This is a genomic window from Microbacterium sp. 70-16 (assembly GCF_001898315.1).
Lineage (GTDB): Bacteria > Actinomycetota > Actinomycetes > Actinomycetales > Microbacteriaceae > Microbacterium.
The window spans coordinates 70,933-89,275 of the sequence record NZ_MKTQ01000009.1; the positions used below are offsets into that span (position 1 = coordinate 70,933).

The window sequence follows — 18,343 nt, forward strand, 5'->3', positions numbered from 1 at the left end:
TCGACGACGAAGCCCGTCCCCACCAGTATCGGTGGCGACGGGCTCCGTGCTGTGCGTGCTGATTACTCGGCGGCCTCGGGCGCGGCGGCCTCGTCCTCAGCGGCGACCTCGTCCTCGACGGCGGCCGCGGCGGCGGGCACCGAGATGGCGACGATCAGGGTCTCGGGCTCGGTGACGAGCGCGGCGCCCTTCGGGAGCTTCAGGTCGGCAGCGGTGATGTGCGTGCCGTCCTCGAGGCCCTCGACGTCGACCTCGACGTGCTCCGGGATGTGCGTGGCCTCGACCTCGAGCAGGACCGTCGTGTTGTCGAGGTTCGCGATCGTGCCGGCGAAGGGCTCGCCCACGACGAGAACGGGCACGTCGACCTGAATCTTCTCGCCCTTCTTCACGACGAGCAGGTCGATGTGCTCGATGATCTGGTGCACGGGGTCCTTCTGCACGTCCTTGACGAGCGCGAGCTGCTGCTTGCCGGCGACCTCGAGCTCGAGCACCGCGTTGGCGCGGCGGATGAGCAGCGAGACCTGGTGGCCCGGCAGCGCGACGTGCACGGGGTCGGTGCCGTGGCCGTAGATGACGGCGGGGATGCTGCCGGCGGCGCGCAGACGGCGGGCGAAGCCCTTGCCGAAGTTCTCGCGGACCTCGGCGACGACAGTGGAGTCGTTCTCGGTGGCCATGGTGTTCTCCTTGAAGTACGACCCGCCGTGCGGGTCTGGGTCTGGGTCTCGACTCGAACGCTCGCGCGTGAGGAGAGCCTGCCGGAGTACCGAGTGGCTCGCATCACCGCGTCGATCACGGATGGGTCCTTGTGGACGGCATCCCTCGCCGAAGTGCAGTGACGAGTCTACCAGCCCGGTACAGTGGGAACATCACGACCGCTTGCACGAGGAGGCACCATGGACTACGGCTGGATCACGCACGCGTTCCTCTGGCTCATCGGCCTCATGTCGGTCGTCGCCGTCATCGGCACCGCGGGCGCCCTGTGGTCGATGGGACGCTCGGGCTACCGCAAGGACTGACCCCGCCGCAGCCCCCGTCTGTGGCGCTCAGCGTGCGCCGCTGAGCAGACTCGCGATGCGGTCCACGACCGACTCGAGGTCGGCGTCGTCGGCGACGCGCACGCCCGGCTCGTCTGCCGTCAGCGGATCGACCTGTGCCGCTGGAGCAGGTACGCGCGACCTGCCGAACCAGCGGCGGCGCGCGACGGGTGCCTCGTCATTCGCGACGATCTCGGCGAAGACGATCCCCGGGATCCGCTCACGGACGCGGTCGCGCCACGCGCGCGACAGCGATCCGCTCGCCACGACGAGCGTGTTCTCGCGCGAGAACGACAGCGCGAGGGCATCCAGCCACAACTCCCTCGGATCGCCCGCCGCTTTCGCCCGCGACCCGGTCGGGTAGAGCTCGGCACCATCGACGAAGCGCACCCGCAGCCGCGCCGCGAGGGCGGCCGCGACGAGCGTCGTGCCCGATCCGGGCGGCCCGGTCACGATGATGCGGCTCATGCTCCGATGCTAACGGCGAGCAGGCGCGCGGCAGCGCAGCCGCGCCCGTCGCGGCGCGACCGTCAGACGACCGAGGTCATGCCGCCGTCGATGACGAGATTCTGCCCCGAGACGAAGCTCGACGCGTCGGAGGCGAGGAACAGCAGCGCGCCGTCGAGCTCGGCGAAGTCGCCCCAGCGCCCGGCGGGCGTGCGGGCTTCGAGCCAGGCCGTGAACTCAGGGTTGCCGGTGAGGTCGCGGTTCATCTCGGTCGCGAAGTATCCGGGCGAGAGCGTATTGACCTGGATGCCATGACGCGCGAGGTCTGCCGCCATGCCGCGGCTGAGCTGCGCGATGCCGGCCTTCGACGCCGAGTACGGGGCGATCGTCTGCCGGGCGAGAACCGACTGCACCGAGCCGATGTTGACGATCTTGCCCGAGCCGCGCGCGACGAACCCCGGCGCGAAGGCGCGGGCGACGTAGAACGGGCCGGACAGGTTCGCCGCGATCAGCTGATCCCAGTCTGAGACGGAGAACTCCTGGAACGGCGCGCGCCGCTGCACCCCCGCGTTGTTGACGAGGATGTCGGGCAGCCCGTGCTCATCGACCATCGCGGCGATCGCGGCGGCGACGGCGTCGGCATCGGTCACGTCGAACGAGACCGATGCCGCCTCGCGGCCGGACAGCTCGGTCATCTCGACGCGCGACTGCTCGAGTGCCTCGGGGTCGCGGCCGTGCACGATCAGGCGCGCACCGCCCCGGGCCAGCGCCCGCGCGAGCGAGCGCCCGAGGCCGCGGGAAGAGCCCGTGACGAAGGCGAGGCGGTCGGTCACACTGAACAGATCGGTCATGTCGGGTTCTCCTGTCGGTCGCCGTCGAGGCGGGAGCGGATGCGGGCGGCGACTTCGAGGACGCGTCCCGCGTTCAGTTCGGCGAACCCGGGCTCGTCGGGTGCGAGATGCTCGAGCGCCGCCATCTGCGAGTCGAGCAGCGCGGGCGGCATGAAGTGCTCGCGCGTGCGCATGCGCCGGTCGAGCTCGTCACGGTCGACGGTGAGCTCGACGAAGACGGCGTCGGGTGCTGTCTGCAGGATCCGGTCGCGGTAGCGGCGCGCGAGCGCCGAGCACGCGATGACGCCGCCTCCGGGCATGTCGCGCAGCGTCTGGGCGACGATGTCGAGCCACGGCCAGCGGTCATCGTCGTCGAGCGGCGTGCCCTGCGACATCTTCGCGACGTTGGCGGCGGGGTGCAGGTCGTCGGCGTCGATGAAGTCGACGGCGAGGTCGACCGCGAGCGCCGCGCCGACGGCGGTCTTGCCCGAGCCGGACGGGCCCATCACGACGATGCGGTACGGCGTGGTGGTCATGACGCCACCGCCGCAGCAGCCGCGCCAGCTGAGCCGGATGCCCCCGCAAAAGCGAGCAGGACCTTCGCCGACACCGAGGCATCCCCCGCCGTGGCGAAGGCATCCAGCGCTTCAGCGGCGGTGAACGTGTGGGTCACGACTGGGTCGACGGCGAGTGAGCCGTCGGCGAGGGCGGCGATCACGTCGGCGAACTCGGCGCCGAAGCGGAACGACCCGACGAGGGTCAGCTCTCGCGTGATCGCGGTCGCCACAGGTGCCGGAACGTCGCCCGAGCGCTGCAGCCCGACGAGCACGACGGTGCCCCCGCGCTGCGCGGCCGAGACGGCGGCGGCCAGACCCGGGACGGTGCCACTGGATTCGATCACGACATCGGCGTGCAGTGCAGCGATCGCCTCGCCCTCACGCGCGTCGAGCGTACGCGCACCCAGCTGCTCGGCGATCTCGCGCGGGCGGGAGTGCAGATCGGTCGCGATGACCTCGGCCGCGCCGTGGTGCAGCGCAACGGCCGCCGCGAGCAGGCCGATCGGCCCCGACCCGATGACGACGACCCGCAGTCCTGTGACCGATCCGGCACGCTCGACGGCGTGCCATGCGACGGCGGCGGGCTCGGCGAGCGCTCCGCGGCGCAGGTCGAGGGTCTCGGGCAGCGGGTACAGCATGCGCGCGGGCAGCGCGACGCGATCGGCGAATCCGCCCTGCGTGTGCGGCAGGTGCATCGCCGAGCCGAGATAGGTGGATGCCGGGGCGAGGTTCGGGCGGTCTTCAGGGTAGGGCGTCACCCCATCGCCGTGCGGCGTCAGCGGGTGCACCGCGACGCGCGTGCCGACAGCTGGGCCCGTCCCGTCGGCGGCTGCCACCACGACCGTGCCGGACAGCTCGTGCCCGAGCACCATCGGCTCGCGCAGGATCGATGCTCCGGCGGCGCCGTGGCGCCAGTAGTGCAGGTCCGAGCCGCAGACGCCGCCGTAGGCGACCTCGACGATGGCTTCGTCTGCGGCGGGCGCCGGCTCGCCGACGTCTTCGATGCGCAGATCGTCGGCGGCGTGCGCGACGACGGCGGTGTTGCTCATGCTCGTGTCCCCTTCTCGGTCTGCGACTACCCGTGCTGCCGCGGGCTCAGCGCGTCGGTGTGCTGAGCCGGACGGCGCCGACGGTCACGTCGATGCGCTGGCCCGGCTGTACCGGGCTCTGGCTGTGCGGCGCCCCGGTCATGATGACGTCGCCCGGTCCCAGTGTCGTCCATCGTGCGACGTACGCAAGGCACTGCGCGATCGACATCGGCAGCGCCGTGGCATCCGTCACCGCGACCTGCTCGCCGTCAAGCGACAGCGTCAGCGTGACGGTGTCGAGGGGTGCCTCGGTGTCGATCCACACAGCCAGCGGCGTGTAGCCCTCCCCCGTCTTTCCCTCGAAGTTGCGCGGGTCGAAGACCATGCGGTCGGGGCTGGACAAGTCGTTCACGGCCGTGAACCCCAGGACGTACGACGCGGCGTTCGCCTCGGTCAGCCCCGTCGTGTCGCGACCGATCACGACAGCGATCTCGCCTTCGGCGACCGTCTGCCCGGCATCCCGCCGCAGTGTGACCGTCTGTCCACTCGCGACGACCGTGCGCGGACTCTTCAGCCACGCCTGCACGGGCGACTCATGCGCAGGTCCGTTCTGGGCGATTCCGACGACGACGAGAGGGGCAGATGCCGCGAGCGGCTCACCGTCGACGGCGGATGCCACATCGACGGGCCGCCGCCCCGCCGCGAAGGCGGCGTACGGGTCTTCGATCTGGACGAGGCGTTCGCCGTCCGCACGCACGTGGACGATCTCGCCCGACGGCGTCTGCACGCGTCCGATCAGCATGTCTGCACCCTCTCGCGTCGCCGGCCGGTCACCAGCGGACCGTGCGGATCGTGACCGTCGTCGACGAGACGCCTTCGCCCGACTCTTCACGCGACACCTTGACGGCGTCATCGGTGCGGGTCAGGTCGCGGCGCAGAGTCTCGGGCACGAGGTACGTCGACGCGGTCGTGATGAGGGCGAGCGTGGCCATGTAGATGCCCAGCAGCACCCAGTTGCCGCCGCTGACGGCGATCAGGTACGCACCCAGCACACCGGCCAGGCCTCCCGCGAGCACTGCCGAGATCTCGCGCGCCATCGCGACGCCGAGGTAGCGGTGCCGGTTGCCGAACATCTCGGGCAGCATGGCGCACTGGGGGCCGAGCATGACGTTGACACCGAAGCCGATGCCGACGGCGATGACGGCGATGGCGATCGCGTGGTTCTGCAGCGTCAGCAGCCACCAGGCGGGGAACGAGTACACCAGCAGGAACACGGATCCGATGCGGTAGACCGTGCGGCGGCCGAGTCGGTCAGACAGCGCGCCCGTGAGCGGAACCGTGAAGATGCCGATGAGCGATCCGAGGGTGACACCCCACGTCAGCAGGCTCTTGTCGGCGTTCTGACCGGCGACGGCCACGAAGAACGTGAGCGCGAGCGTGTTGAACATGTACGAGCCGCCGTTCTCGGCCATGCGCAGGCCGATGCCGACGATGACGCCCGGCAGTCCGTGGCCGAAGATCTCGCGGATCGGACGGTCAGAGATCTGCTCGCTCTTCTCGAGCTCGATGAAGGTCGGCGTCTCACGCAGCCGCATGCGGATGAACACGGCGACGAGGATCAGCAGGAACGAGGCGAGGAACGGCACGCGCCAGCCCCACGACAGCAGCTGGTCTTCGGGCAGCAGCGTGATGAGGCCGAAGACGACCGCGGCCAGCAGGGTGCCTGCCTGGATGCCGATGAACGGCAGCGCCGCGAAGAAGCCACGACGGCGAACCGGGGCGTACTCGGCCATCAGCACCGTCGCGCCGGCCTGCTCGGCACCCGCACCGAAGCCCTGCAGAAGGCGCATCAGCACGAGCAGCGCGGGGGCCCACAGGCCGATCTGCTCGTAGGTGGGCAGCAGGCCGATCGCCGTCGAAGCCCCGCCCATCAGCAGGATCGTGATGACGAGCACCCACTTGCGCCCGAGCTTGTCGCCGAGCGTTCCGAAGAACAGACCGCCGAACGGGCGGGCGACGAAGCCGACGCCGAAGGTCGCGAAGGCGGCGACCGTCGCCATGGCGGGGTCATCCTGCGAGAAGAACAGGACGTTGAAGATGAGTGCCGTCGACAACCCGTACAGGGCGAAGTCGAAATACTCAAGTGCGCTGCCGACGCTCGACGCGAGCGTCGCACGGCGCAGATTGGCGGCGTACTCCGGATCTTCCGTCGGCGCCTGCGGCTTCGTAAGCGATTCGTCTGTCACTGCCATCTCCCTTGATCGGCACGGCTTCATTGCGTGTGTCAGGCCACCATACCAACCCGCTGAACAATGTTCAATATCTTGGACAGCGATTTTCGGGACGAGCTTCTCAGACCCGACGAACCGCCGCGCTGAACGGGTTGGTGAGCTCGCGTGCGGCGCTCTGCAGCGCCGCGGCGACCGTCGCGATGCGCTCGTCACTGGCATCCGCCGTCGGGATGCCGACACCGATCGCCAACTGCGGGTCACCCGGCGCCCACCCCTCGAGCGGCACGGCGACACCCACGATGCCGACGAAGGACTCCTCGGCATCCAGCGCCCAGCCGCGCGCCCGCGCGGCGGCGAGCCGCTCCAGGAGTCCGGGCAGATCGCGCGTCGAGTTCTCCGTCACGGCGGGGAAGGTCGCGTCGGCGCCCAGCAGATCGGTGATCTCGGCGTCGCTCAGCGTCGACAGCATCGCACGCCCGGTCGCGCTGAGCGCGGCGGGTAGGCGTGAGCCCAGCGGCGTGCCGATGCGCAGCGACCGCGAGCCCTCGTGGCGCGCGATGTACAGCGCGTCCGGACCGTCCAGGATCGCGACCTGCACGAGCTCGGAGGCGAGCACAGGCGACGCGTCGCACACGCCGTAGAACTCGCGCACCTGATTGAACTGCGCGGCGAAGGCACCGCCGAGCTCAGCCGTCCGCAGACCCAGCCGGTAGCCGCGCGCGCCGCGCTCGACCATCCGCGACGCTTCCAGCGCGAGACAGAGGTTGGCCGTCGACGATTTCGCGAGGCCGAGAGCTGCAGCGAGCTCGGTGAGATTCATCGGCTCGCCAGCCTCGGCCAGCAACTCAAGCAGGCGGATGCTGCGTGTGACGGCGGGTGCCGGATCGCGGCTCGTGCGGTCGTCGGCGACGTCGGTCATGGCTCTCCTCCCCGTCGCGCCTGCCACGGCGCGCGGACGTCAGTAGAACTCGACCGTATCGACAACCGCGCGCATCGGCGCGCCATCGAGCAGTCGCGTCGCGTCGTCCGCGAAGCGGCGCGCGATGCGCTCCTCCTCGCGCGAGCTCAGCGCAGCAGTGTGCGGGCTGATGAGCACCTGTGGGTGATTCCACAGCGGCGAGTCCTGCGCGAGCGGCTCGACCTCGAACACGTCGAGCGCAGCGAAGGCGACCGTCCCGTCGTCAAGCGCCTTCAGCAGCGCGACCTCGTCGATCACGGTGCCGCGTCCGACGCTCGCAACAATAAGACCTGGGCGGGCCGCCGCGAAGACGCGTTCGCCGATGAGGTGGTAGGTCTGGTCGGTGCCGGGAAGGGTCACCACGATGGCATCCACTTCGGCCACTGCCGCTTCGAGCTCGTCGAGCGGAATGAGCCGGTCGACGCCGGCGACGGCCTCGCCGGACCGCGTCGTGCCCCAGACCCGCGCTCCGAGCGCGTGGAAGCGCGCGGCGCACTCCGCGCCGATGCCGCCGAGGCCGACGACCAAGACGGTCATCTCGTCGATCTGGCGCATCTCCCAGCGATCGGGCCAGACCCGCTCGCTCTTGTCCTGGGCGAGTCGAGGCAGATTCTTCGCGCCCGCCATCACGCCGAACACGGCGAACTCGGCGAGCGGACCGCCGTGGACCCCTGCGCTCGTCGTGAAGACGATGCGGTCGAGGTCGGCGCGGTCCAGGCCCGCGGCGCGCACCTGGGCACCGCCGCCGGCCGCCGTCGTCATGACCCAGCGCAGCTTCGGGTTGGCACTGACCGTGCGGGCGAGTGCGGCCGGGTTCACATCGGGGATGCCGAACAGCGCGTCGGCGGAATCGACCATGCGGTCGAACGCCTCCTGCTGCGCCGGCGTGCGCCGGAACGCCGGATCACCGGACCAATCGGCGGGCCCACGCATCGGCGGTGTGAGATCGTGGTCACGGATGACCTGCACGCGCGGTTCGAGCGTCTCGATGAGCTGGCACAGGTCCTCACGCAGCGGCACGGCCGCGACGACGCGCAGGTCCGAAGACTTCTCCGACATCCGATTCCCTTCCTTGGGTGGATATGACGTTCTTTCACTGTAGCGTACGTCCAGCATATTGAACAGTGTTCGAATGGCTGAACTGCGCTAGGGTGTCGGCATGAGTTCACTTCTCAATGACGAGACCCTCCCCCGACTCGGCATCCTCGGCCTCGGCGCCATGGGCGAACCGATGGCCCAGCGCTTGCTCGCGGCACACGGATCGGTCGTCGTGCACGCCCGCTCACCCCGTCCTACTCTTGTCGCGGCCGGAGCAACCTGGGCCGCGACACCGCGCGAACTGGCAGCCACCAGCGACGCCGTGCTCGTGATGCTGCCCGACCTGCCCGAGCTGCGCGCGGCGCTCGACGGCCCCGATGGGCTGCTCGCCGGCGCCGGCGACCTGCTGCTGATGATCGGCTCGACCTCCTCCCCCGTCGGCGTGCGCGATCTCGCGATCGAACTGGCCCAGGCGACCGACGGACGTGTGCACGTCGTGGACTGCCCCGTCTCAGGCGGCGTCGACGGCGCGACCGACGGCACCCTGTCGATCATGCTGGGCGGCACGGATGCCGATGCCGCGCGCGCCGCCGCGCTGCTCGCGCCGTGCGGCACGCCCGTGCACCTGGGCCCCCTCGGGGCCGGTGAAGTCGCGAAGGCGTGCAACCAGCTCGTCGTGGCCGCCACCATCACCGCGCTCGGCGAGGCGACCGAGCTCGCCGCCCGCTCGGGGCTCGACCTCGAGGCGCTGTGGACGCTGCTGGCCGGCGGCTACGCCGGATCGCGCCTGCTCGAGACGCGCAAGAGCCGGCTCGTCGCGGGCGACGACTCACCCTCCGGAGCGGCGAAGTACATGGTGAAGGACCTCGGCTTCGCCGCAGACATCGCGGATGCCACGGGCATCCACGCCGCACTCTTGCCCGCCCTGCGCTGCATCTTCGACGAGATCGTCACGGCCGGCCTCGGCGACCGCGACATCTCGGTCACCCGCCGCCTCACCGCCCAGCGCTGAGGACGGCCAGCGCCGCGGCCACGCGGGCGACGATCTCGTCGACGGGAGCGGCGACGTCGGCGACGACGCCGACCTCGTCGGGGTCGAGTCGCTCGAGGGTGTCGAGTTGCGAGGTCAGCAGGCTCGCGGGCATGAAGTGGTCGGTGCGCGCCGTCGCGCGGGCGGCGAACAGCTCGCGGGTGCCGTCGAGGTGCACGAACACGACCTCGGGCGCGTGCGCGCGGATGCGGTCACGGTAGACGCGGCGCAGCGCACTGCACGCCATCACGAGCCCGTCGCCGGATGCCGCGAAGCACGCTCCGACGGCATCCAGCCACGGCCAGCGATCGTCGTCGGTCAGCGGCGTGCCGGATGCCATCTTGGTGCGGTTGGCCTGCGGATGCAGATCGTCCGCGTCGGCGAAGGGCACCTGCAGCGCCTGCGCGAGGGCGGCGCCGACCGTGGACTTGCCCGCGGCCGACACCCCCATCACGCAGACGAGCCGCGCCCGACCGGTCACCAGTCGTGCACCGTGCCGTCGGCCAGGCGGTTGTACGGCAGGTACGCCTGCTCGTAGGGGTACTTGCCCGCCTCGTCCTGGTCGAGTTCGACACCGATCCCGGGGTTGTCACCCGGGTGCAGCAGACCGTCGCGCCACGTGAACGACTGCTGGAACACCTCGTCGGTCTTGGCGCCGTGCTGCATGTACTCCTGGATGCCGAAGTTGTGGATCGCGAGACCCACGTGCATCTGCGCGGCCATACCGACCGGCGAGATGTCGGTCGGCCCGTGGAAGCCCGACTTGATCTGGTAGAGCGCCGCGTATTCCATCGTCTTCTTCAGCGGCGTGACACCGCCCATGTGCGTGACGGCACCGCGGACGTAGTCGATCAGCTGGTCGCGCACGAGGTCCTTGAAGTCCCAGACCGTGTTGAAGATCTCGCCGATTGCGAGCGGCGTCGTCGTGTGCTGGCGGACGAGCTTGAGCGCCTCCTGGTTCTCGGCCGGCGTGCAGTCCTCGAGCCAGAACAGGTCGTACGGCTCGAGCGACTTGCCGAGCTTGGCTGCCTGCAGGGGCGTCATCCGGTGGTGGCCGTCGTGCAGCAGCGGGATCTCGGCACCGAACTCGTTACGCACGGCCTCGAAGACGCCGGGCAGGTGGCGCAGGTACGCCCGCGTGTCCCAGTCCTCCTGCACGGGCTTCGCACCGCGGCGCGCCGGCTCGTGGTCGTAGCGAGCCTCGCCGCCGCCGGTGTCAGCCGACTGCGACGCGATGCCGTAGATCGCCTTCAGGCCGGGCACGCCGGTCTGCACGCGGATGGCGCGGTAGCCCTGCTCCTGGTGCGAGCGGATCGAGTCGAACAGCTCGGGAAGCTCCTTGCCCGACGCGTGGCCGTACGCGAGCAGGCCCTCGCGCGATGCCCCGCCGAGCAGTTGATAAAGCGGCATGCCAGCGGCCTTCGCCTTGATGTCCCACAGGGCCATGTCGACGGCGGCGATCGCCGCCATCGTGACGGGCCCACGGCGCCAGTAGGCGGACCGGTACAGGAACTGCCAGGTGTCCTCGATCTTCGAGGCATCCGACCCGATCAGCAGCGGCACGACGTGCTCTTGCAGGTAGGCGACGACCGCGAGCTCGCGACCGTTGAGCGTCGCGTCGCCGAGACCGGTGAGCCCGTCATCGGTGGTCAGCTTCAGCGTGACGAAGTTGCGATCGGGGCTGGTGACGATGACTTCAGCCTTGTCGATGATCATGATGATTCCTTTGTCAGAGAGGTGTGCTGATGAGCAGCGGAGTCACTCGACCCGCATGTTGCCACTACCGGCGGGCCGGTGCGACTGGAACGATGCCGTGGACAGCTCGGGGCTCATCGGTTCGGCGAGGTGGTTGATCTTGCGGCGTGCCGCGATCTCGGCGACGATCGCGCGGTGGCGCTCGTCGGTCAGCGGGTAGAAGAACATGATCAGGACCGCCACGATCGAGCAGACGAGCGGAATGAGTCCGGCACCGGCACGGATGCCGAGCTCGGCGGCCTCGGACTGCTGCGCGGCCCCCGCGACGTAGCCGCCCCACGAGAGGGCGAAGGCTGCCAGCGCGCCGCCGACCGCCTGGCCGGTCTTGCGGGTGAAGGAGAACAGGGCGTAGATGATGCCCTCCGAGCGCACGCCGGTCTTCCACTCGCCGTACTCGACGGTGTCGGCCTCGAGCGTCCACACCAGCATGTTCACCAGCACCAGCCCGAACTGGGCGATGAGCAGACCCGTGAAGCCGAGCCAGACGATGTTCGACGGCGTGAAGAACATGATCGCGCCGCCGACCGCCATGATGACACCGCCGACGATGTAGCCGGTGCGCTTGCCCCAGCGGCGGACGATCTTGGGCATGAAGGCTGCGAGGCCCAGCGAGATGACGATCTGCACGATCGAGACGACGGCGTACAGCGGCAGGGCGTGCAGCACGTCGCGCAGGTAGTACAGCTGCACCGTGCTGAGGGCGAGCATGCCGGTGAGGAACACGAACGAGCTCAGGCACAGCATGAGGAGGGGCCGGTTGCCCTTGAGCGTCGCGAAGCTCTGCTTCATCGTGACGTGCTGGACGTCGCGGGTGACGCGCTCCTTGGCGGTGAATGCGGTGAACAGGTACAGCGCCGTGCCGACGACGACGAAGCCGAGCGTCATGAAGGTGAACGTCGCCTGCAGATCGGCACCGGGGACGATCAGCGGTGCGACGAAGATGCCGAGCGCCGCACCGACGACCATCGCGCCGATCGAGCGGGCGCTGGCGAGCTTGGCACGCTCACCGGCATCCTGCGTCATCGCGCCGGCCAGTGAGCCGTACGGGATGTTGACGAGGCTGTAGGCCAGGCCGAGCGCCGCGTAGGTGAGGTAGGCGTACAGCAGCATGCCCGTCTCACCGATCTGCGGCACCGAGAAGGTCGCGACCGACAGCAGCAGCAGCGGCACCGACCCGAACATGATGAACGGGCGGAACTTGCCGAACCGCTTGGAGTACGTCTTGTCGACGATGCGACCGGCGAGGATGTCGGCGAACGCGTCGAACACGCGGACGACCAGCAGCAGGGTTCCCGCCGCTGCCGCAGAGATGCCGGCGACATCGGTGTAGTAGACGAGCAGGAACATCGTCGCCGTCGTGAAGGCGAGGTTGTTCGCGGCGTCGCCGGCTCCATACCCGATGATGCTCAGCTTGCTGAGGCGATCAGCTCCCGTCGCCGGGACGACCGTCGTGTGTGTGTGGTCCATGAGGCCTTCCTTCGCTTCTTTGCTGCGGGCTTGCACCTTTGCGCTTCTCGCTGGCCGATGCAGACAGTAAACCACTGTTCGAGACAAATGGCAAGCGATTGCCACACAAGAATCGGATGCCCGAAGGAATCTCTCAGAAACTGGCCGTCACTCTCGTGCAACCGATTGCCATATTCGGGCTGGCCTGGCACACTGGAACGAGATCACACGCACGCCCGCGGCCGATGACGGTCGCTTCCAACGAAGGAGAACACGGTGACGAAGATCGGCGTCCAGGCGATGATGCTCAGGGACAGCTTCGCCGCAGTCGGCGCATTCGAAACGCTCAAGAAGATCAGCGACATCGGCTACCACGCCGTGGAGATCTCGCAGATCCCCATGACAGAGGACAACGTCACCGAACTCGTCCGCGCGCGCGACGAGCTGGGCATGGACATCGCGTCGCTGTCGACGGGGCTGCGGTCTGCCGGCATGCCGATGGACACCCTGACCGAGAACTACGACAAGCTCGTGGCAGACAGTCGGCGCTTGGATGCCTCCATGGTGCGCATCGGCATGCTCCCCTTCGACGCGATGTCGTCGCTGGAGAACATCCTGGCCTTCTGCGATGAGACCAACGAGTACGCGAAGCGTCTCGCCGACAATGGCATCCGGTTGTACTACCACAACCACCACATCGAGTTCGCGAAGTACGACGGCAAGCTGCTGCTGGACATCATCGCCGACCGCGCACCGCAGGTCGGCCTCGAACTCGACGTGCACTGGATCCAGCGCGGCGGCAAAGACCCGGTCGCGACGATCCGCAAGTACCGCGACCGCGTCGCGATGATCCACCTCAAGGACTACCGCATCGGGCAGCTACCCGCCGAGGCGTTCGACTCGCTGGCGAAGGGCGACTTCGCGGCGTTCATGACCGCCTTCACCGGCGTCGTGCAGTTCGCCGAGGTCGGCGAGGGCAACCTCGAGTTCGGCGACATCATCACCGAGGCCGTCGACAGCTCGGCCGAGTACCTGCTCGTCGAGCAGGACGATCTGTACGGCCGCGATGTGTTCGACTGCCTGCAGACCTCGTACGACAACCTCGTCGCGCTGGGGCGCGCCGACCTGTTCTGACCCGATCCAGCAACGACGAAGGGCCGGTGGCGATCGCCACCGGCCCTTCGTCGTCAGGTCACTCCGTGCGGGCGGGCCCGGTCGACCCGCGGATGATGAGCTCGGTCTCGAGGGCCGCACCCTCGACGGCCGAGTCGCTGCGCCTGGCATCCCCGCCGATCAGTTCGAGGGCGCGCATCACGGCGAGCTCCCCCGCTTCGGCCAGCGGCGAGCGCACGGTCGTCAGCGGCGGCGAGGTGAAGTTAGAGCCGAAGCTGTCGTCGAATCCGACGATGCTGATGCGTCCCGGCACGGCGACGCCGTGCTCGGTAGCGGCCAGCAGCAGACCGATCGCCATCAGGTCGTTGTAGGCGATGATCGCCGTCGCGTCGGAGGCGATGACACGCGAGAGCGTCGCATGCCCGCCCTCGAGCATCGGCTGGTTGGGTCCCGTCGAGGTGATGGTCATCCCGCGCTGTGCGGCACCTCGCTGCAGGGCCTCCCACCGGCGCGTGCTGATCCACGAGCCGGCGGGCCCGGCCAGGAACAGCAGCGAGGTGTGACCCAGCATCTGCAGGTGCGCGAGCGCCTGATCAACACCCGGTTCGAGGTCGGGCACGACGCACGCGACACCGTCGATGAGACGGTTCATCGCGACAAGCGGCTTCACTTCGGCAAGGGCGACGATCTGCGAATCGGCCAGGCGCGTCGTGCCGAGGATCAGCGCATCGACGGCGGGTTGGATGCGCTCAGCCGAGGTCGCCTCGACCTCGCCGGACTCCTGCGACTCGGTCACGACCAGGGTGTAGCCGTTGGCCGTCGCCGCCTTCTCTGCGCCACGCACGATGCCGAAGATCACGGGGTTCGTGATGTCGGCGATCAGCAGGCCGAGCGTGTTCGTCCGCCCGGTCGGCAGCGCTCGCGCCATCGGGTTGAGCCGGTACTTTAGCTCTTTCGCGGCCGCGTGGATCTTCGCCTCGGTGTTGGCGTTGATGCGCCCGGGCTGGCTGAGCGCCCGCGATACCGTCGACGGGTTGACGCCCGCGAGCTTCGCGACGTCGTAGATCGTCGGCGCGGACCCTGCCCGTCGCCGGCGCACCGGCGCGGTGTCTGCACTGTCAGCTGACACGCTGGTGCTCCTTCCTGACCCCGTCGAGGGAGCCCCCGTCCGAGACCTCGAACTACCGTAATACACTGCGGACGGTGCCCGTCGGCGCCTCCGTCGGGCGATAACCACTCTGCCCGGCTGTCTCGGCGGCAAGGCGGCGGCGCTCGGCGCGCCGCTGTCGTTGCCGGTCGGGGTCGGGGACGGGTGCTGCGAGCAGTAGCTTCTGCGTGTACGGATGCTGCGGATCGCGGGTCACCTGCTCGGCCTCGCCCTGCTCGACGATCTCGCCGCGGTACATGACCGCGACGCGGTGGCTGATGTGGCGGACGACGTCGAGGTCGTGCGAGATGAACAGGTACGAGACCCCCGTGTCGCGCTGGATCTGCAGGAACAGATCGAGCACCGTGGCCTGCGTCGTCAGGTCGAGCGCCGAGACCGGCTCGTCGCACACGATGAGCTTCGGCGACAGCGCGAGGGCACGCGCGATCGCGACGCGCTGGCGCTGCCCGCCGGAGAACTCGCGCGGTTGCCGGTGCAATGCATCACTGGGCAGATTCACCTGGTCGAGCAGTTCCTTGACGCGCGCCCGCGACTCGGTCTTGCCGATGCCCTGGATGCCGAGGGGCTCGGCCAAGATGTCACCGACCTCCATCGCGGGGTTCAGCGACGTGTATGGGTCCTGGAACACGACCTGCAGGTCGCGGCTCAGCCGCTGCCGCTGCTTGCGCGAGGCGTGACTGATGTCTTCACCGGCGAAGGTGATCGTGCCGGCGGTGACGGGCGCGAGGCCCAGCACGGCGCGGCCGAGCGTCGTCTTGCCCGACCCCGACTCGCCGACCAGGCCCAGGGTCTCGCCCTGACCGATTGAGATGGCGATGTCGGTCAGCGCCCGGAACGGACGTGCCCGGAAGCCCTTGCCGGGGTACTCGACGATGAGGCTGTCGACGTCGAGCAGCGCGTTCGTCGTGGTGGCCCGGTCTGTGATGGTGGCCGTATCGGTCATGACTGCGACGCTCCTTCGGGGGTCACCAGCATCTTCATCGGCTCCTTGCCCTCGAGCATCGAGGACAGCAGCTTGATCGTGTAGGGGTCTTGCGGGTCGCGCAGCACGTCGCGCACATTCCCGCTCTCGACGAGGCGGCCGTTCTGCATCACGACGACGCGGTCGCACAGGTCGGCGACAACACCGAAGTTGTGCGTCACGAGGATGACACTGACCCCGAGTCGCAGCTGCAGATCGCGGATGAGGTCGAGCACCTCGGCCTGCACCGTGACGTCGAGCGCCGTCGTCGGCTCGTCGGCGATGATGAGGTCGGGCTCGCAGCTGATCGCACCGGCGATCAGGACGCGCTGCGCCATGCCGCCCGACACTTCGTGCGGGTACGCCGCGAAGGTGCGCGCGGGGTTGACGATCCCGACGTCGGCGAGCAGCCGCAGCGCGCGCTTGCGTGCTTCGGCCTTCGAGATCTGCAGCACCCGCACCATCGGACCGACCAGCTGCGAGCCGATCGTGTACGCCGGGTCGAGGTTCGACATCGGCTCCTGCGGGATGTACGAGATGCGCGTGCCGCGCAGCTTCGACATCCGGTCCTGATCCACGACCGTGTCGCCGGGGGCGACGGTGTACTCGCCGTCGAAGCGGATCGCACCGGAGACGATACGGGCTTCCGGGGGCAGCAGTCCCAGAATCGAGAACGCCGTCTGCGACTTGCCCGAGCCGGACTCGCCGACGATGCCGAGCACTTCGCCGCGGTCGACCGTGAAGGACACGTCCCGCACGACCTCCTTGATGGCGCCGCCTGCCTGCGGATAGCCGACCGCGAGGTTCGACACGGCGACCAGGTGGTCGCCGATCGGCTCGACGATCGCGACGCGGCGCGCGGCGGCCGTGGAGGCATCCCTCTTCGCGGATGCCCGGGTGACACGCACCTTCTCGCGGTCCTCGAGCGCGTCGCGCACAGCGTTGCCGAGGAGCACCAGCGCACCGATCGCGAGGCCGATCGCGACGGCCGGCCACACGAGCAGCAGCGGATTGAGGTAGACGTTCTTGAAGCCCTCGGCGAGCATGACGCCCCACGTGGCGACGGCGGGGTCACCGAGACCGAGGAACTCGAGGCCCGACTGGATCGTGATCGCGACACCGCAGACGATCGCGGTCTGGATGATGATCGGAGCGCGGACGACCGAGAAGATGTGGCGGGCGATGATGCGGTTGTCACTGAGGCCCGAGACCCGGGCCGCGTCGAAATACAGTTCGTTTCGTACCGACTGCACCGCCGTGCGCGTCAGTCGGAAGTATCCGGGGCTGATGAGCACGCCGAAGGCGATCATCGAGATCCACACCGATGGCCCGAAGGCCGCGCGGATCGTCAGCAGCAGGATGATGCCGGGGATCGCCATCAGGACGGTGACGACCCAGTTCGACACCGAGTCGAACATTCCCGCGTAGTACCCGGCGACCAGGCCCGACGGCAGGCCGATCGCGATCGCGACGACCGCGCACAGCAGGGCAGACAGCAGCGTCGTCTGCGCGCCGAGCACGAGCCGGCTGAACGTGTCGCGTCCGGCACTGTCGGTGCCGAGCAAGTTCTCGGCGTCCGGTGCAGCCAGCGTCTTGCCGATGTTGGCGAAGTTCGCGTCGAACGGCGCGATCCACTGCGCGAAGACCGCGACGAGCACGAGGATGCCGAGCACGATGAGTGCCGTGAGCCCCATGGGGTTGCGCACGAGTCGCACGAAGATGTGCGTGCGGGCGATGGTCGCCGGGGACGCGTGCACCTCGGCGGCGGTTTCTGCGAGGGCTGAGTCGCTCATGAGACACGCACCTTAGGGTTGAGCCAGCCGTTCGCGAGGTCCACGAGCAGGTTGACGATGATGACGATGATGACGGTGTAGAGCACGACGCCCATGACCAGGGGCGTGTCTCCCAGCGTGGTCGACTGCACGGCGAGGGCGCCCATGCCCGGGAGGGCGAAGATCTGCTCGATGATGACGACACCGCCGAGCATTCCGATGAAGCGCAGGCTCAGGACGGTGAGTCCGGCCGGAGCCGCACTGCGCAGGACGTGCTTGAAGAGGATGACCCCCTCGGGGATTCCACGACTGCGGAGCGTGCGGACGTAGTCCTTCTCGAGCTGGGCGATCACGGCGCTGCGGATCTGCTGCGCCGAACTCGTCAGGCCGTTGATGACGATCGCGATGACCGGCAGCGTGAGCGAGGCGATCCAGGCCGCGTCGAGGATACCGGGCTGGATGCTGCTGGTCGCGGGGAACCAGCCGAGTTGGATCGCGAAGACCGTCACGAGCACGATCGCGAGGACGAACTCGGGGATCGCCTCGCCGACGACGGCGCCGATCTGCACGCCACGGTCGATCCAGCCGCGCTTGACTGCCGCTGCGACGCCGATGAGGGTCGCGATGATCGCGATGCCGATGATCGAGACGATCACGAGCGTCAGCGTGACCGGCAGACGCAGCGCGAGGGACTGCGCGACCGGCTGGCTCGTGATCCACGACGTGCCGAGGTCGCCCGTCAGCGCGTGCCCGGCCCAGTCGAAGAAGCGCACGAACAGCGGCTGGTCCAGGCCCAGCTCGTGCTCTTTCGCGACGATCTGGTCTTCGGTCGCGAACTCACCGAGGATGTTGCGCGCGATGTTGGTGCTGGAGAAGTAGAGGAGGAAGAAGGTCGCCACCGAGATGGCGATCAACACGGTAACGCCTGCGATCAGGCGCTTGACGATGAAGCTCAGCATGGTGTCATTCGATCCG

At 68.9% G+C, this 18,343-nt stretch carries 19 protein-coding genes; 3 read left to right on the forward strand and 16 right to left on the reverse strand.

Annotated elements, in window-relative coordinates; all coding sequences use genetic code 11:
- Positions 1–62 precede the first annotated feature (62 nt).
- On the reverse strand, positions 63–674 hold the full coding sequence (locus BGO46_RS01945) for a 50S ribosomal protein L25/general stress protein Ctc (RefSeq protein ID WP_292677762.1): 612 nt from the start codon (positions 672–674) through the stop codon (positions 63–65).
- A 219-nt stretch (positions 675–893) separates the two neighbouring features.
- Here BGO46_RS01945 and BGO46_RS01950 point away from each other — a divergent pair, with 219 nt between their 5' ends.
- On the forward strand, positions 894–1,016 hold the full coding sequence (locus tag BGO46_RS01950) for a hypothetical protein (RefSeq protein WP_292677760.1): 123 nt from the start codon (positions 894–896) through the stop codon (positions 1,014–1,016).
- A gap of 27 nt (positions 1,017–1,043) precedes the next feature.
- On the opposite strand, the gene BGO46_RS01955 is transcribed toward BGO46_RS01950, so the two are convergent.
- The 8 genes from BGO46_RS01955 to BGO46_RS01990 form a co-directional block, all read right to left on the reverse strand.
- The gene (locus BGO46_RS01955; RefSeq protein ID WP_292677759.1) at positions 1,044–1,502 is read right to left on the reverse strand and encodes a shikimate kinase; all 459 of its coding nucleotides are present in this window, start codon (positions 1,500–1,502) and stop codon (positions 1,044–1,046) included.
- A 62-nt stretch (positions 1,503–1,564) separates the two neighbouring features.
- Positions 1,565–2,332 (reverse strand): SDR family oxidoreductase, encoded by a 768-nt coding sequence (locus BGO46_RS01960; protein WP_292677757.1) that lies wholly within the window; start codon positions 2,330–2,332, stop codon positions 1,565–1,567.
- Positions 2,329–2,847, reverse strand: a complete 519-nt coding sequence (locus BGO46_RS01965; protein WP_292677754.1) for a gluconokinase, GntK/IdnK-type — start codon at positions 2,845–2,847, stop codon at positions 2,329–2,331. The genes BGO46_RS01960 and BGO46_RS01965 overlap by 4 nt, the downstream gene beginning before the upstream one ends.
- Positions 2,844–3,917 (reverse strand): L-idonate 5-dehydrogenase, encoded by a 1,074-nt coding sequence (locus BGO46_RS01970; RefSeq protein WP_292677752.1) that lies wholly within the window; start codon positions 3,915–3,917, stop codon positions 2,844–2,846. Before BGO46_RS01970 ends, BGO46_RS01965 begins: the two co-directional genes overlap by 4 nt.
- A gap of 46 nt (positions 3,918–3,963) precedes the next feature.
- A complete protein-coding gene (locus BGO46_RS01975; protein ID WP_292677750.1) occupies positions 3,964–4,698 on the reverse strand; it encodes a fumarylacetoacetate hydrolase family protein in 735 nt (244 codons plus the stop codon).
- Between the two features lie 28 nt (positions 4,699–4,726).
- Positions 4,727–6,148 carry an MFS transporter gene (locus BGO46_RS01980; protein WP_292677748.1) on the reverse strand — a complete coding sequence of 474 codons (1,422 nt, stop codon included), beginning with the start codon at positions 6,146–6,148 and terminating at the stop codon, positions 4,727–4,729.
- Between the two features lie 100 nt (positions 6,149–6,248).
- The gene (locus BGO46_RS01985) at positions 6,249–7,046 is read right to left on the reverse strand and encodes an IclR family transcriptional regulator (RefSeq protein WP_292677746.1); all 798 of its coding nucleotides are present in this window, start codon (positions 7,044–7,046) and stop codon (positions 6,249–6,251) included.
- 39 nt (positions 7,047–7,085) lie between these two features.
- Positions 7,086–8,144 carry a D-2-hydroxyacid dehydrogenase gene (locus BGO46_RS01990; protein WP_292677744.1) on the reverse strand — a complete coding sequence of 353 codons (1,059 nt, stop codon included), beginning with the start codon at positions 8,142–8,144 and terminating at the stop codon, positions 7,086–7,088.
- Positions 8,145–8,244: 100 nt separating this feature from the next.
- Here BGO46_RS01990 and BGO46_RS01995 point away from each other — a divergent pair, with 100 nt between their 5' ends.
- Positions 8,245–9,135, forward strand: a complete 891-nt coding sequence (locus BGO46_RS01995) for an NAD(P)-dependent oxidoreductase (RefSeq protein WP_292677742.1) — start codon at positions 8,245–8,247, stop codon at positions 9,133–9,135.
- Here BGO46_RS01995 and BGO46_RS02000 read toward each other — a convergent pair.
- The 3 genes from BGO46_RS02000 to uidB are packed head-to-tail and all read right to left on the reverse strand — an operon-like array spanning position 9,119 to position 12,375.
- On the reverse strand, positions 9,119–9,634 hold the full coding sequence (locus BGO46_RS02000; RefSeq protein WP_292677740.1) for a gluconokinase: 516 nt from the start codon (positions 9,632–9,634) through the stop codon (positions 9,119–9,121). The genes BGO46_RS01995 and BGO46_RS02000 overlap by 17 nt on opposite strands.
- Positions 9,631–10,869, reverse strand: coding sequence for a D-mannonate dehydratase ManD (manD, locus tag BGO46_RS02005; protein ID WP_292677738.1), 1,239 nt, complete (start codon positions 10,867–10,869; stop codon positions 9,631–9,633). Before manD ends, BGO46_RS02000 begins: the two co-directional genes overlap by 4 nt.
- 42 nt (positions 10,870–10,911) lie before the next feature.
- Entirely contained in the window at positions 10,912–12,375 is a 1,464-nt protein-coding gene (gene uidB, locus BGO46_RS02010; protein WP_292677736.1) for a glucuronide transporter, read from the reverse strand.
- A 255-nt stretch (positions 12,376–12,630) separates the two neighbouring features.
- Between uidB and BGO46_RS02015 the strand changes: the two genes are divergently transcribed.
- Positions 12,631–13,488 carry a sugar phosphate isomerase/epimerase gene (locus BGO46_RS02015; RefSeq protein WP_292677734.1) on the forward strand — a complete coding sequence of 286 codons (858 nt, stop codon included), beginning with the start codon at positions 12,631–12,633 and terminating at the stop codon, positions 13,486–13,488.
- Between the two features lie 58 nt (positions 13,489–13,546).
- On the opposite strand, the gene BGO46_RS02020 is transcribed toward BGO46_RS02015, so the two are convergent.
- The 4 genes from BGO46_RS02020 to BGO46_RS02035 are packed head-to-tail and all read right to left on the reverse strand — an operon-like array spanning position 13,547 to position 18,327.
- Positions 13,547–14,596 carry a LacI family DNA-binding transcriptional regulator gene (locus tag BGO46_RS02020; RefSeq protein ID WP_292677732.1) on the reverse strand — a complete coding sequence of 350 codons (1,050 nt, stop codon included), beginning with the start codon at positions 14,594–14,596 and terminating at the stop codon, positions 13,547–13,549.
- 52 nt (positions 14,597–14,648) lie between these two features.
- The gene (locus BGO46_RS02025; protein ID WP_292677730.1) at positions 14,649–15,578 is read right to left on the reverse strand and encodes an ATP-binding cassette domain-containing protein; all 930 of its coding nucleotides are present in this window, start codon (positions 15,576–15,578) and stop codon (positions 14,649–14,651) included.
- Positions 15,575–17,389 (reverse strand): dipeptide/oligopeptide/nickel ABC transporter permease/ATP-binding protein, encoded by a 1,815-nt coding sequence (locus tag BGO46_RS02030; RefSeq protein WP_292677728.1) that lies wholly within the window; start codon positions 17,387–17,389, stop codon positions 15,575–15,577. Before BGO46_RS02030 ends, BGO46_RS02025 begins: the two co-directional genes overlap by 4 nt.
- Positions 17,386–18,327: an ABC transporter permease gene (locus BGO46_RS02035; protein ID WP_292677726.1), complete on the reverse strand. Its 942-nt coding sequence runs from the start codon at positions 18,325–18,327 to the stop codon at positions 17,386–17,388. Before BGO46_RS02035 ends, BGO46_RS02030 begins: the two co-directional genes overlap by 4 nt.
- Between the last annotated feature and the right edge of the window lie 16 nt (positions 18,328–18,343).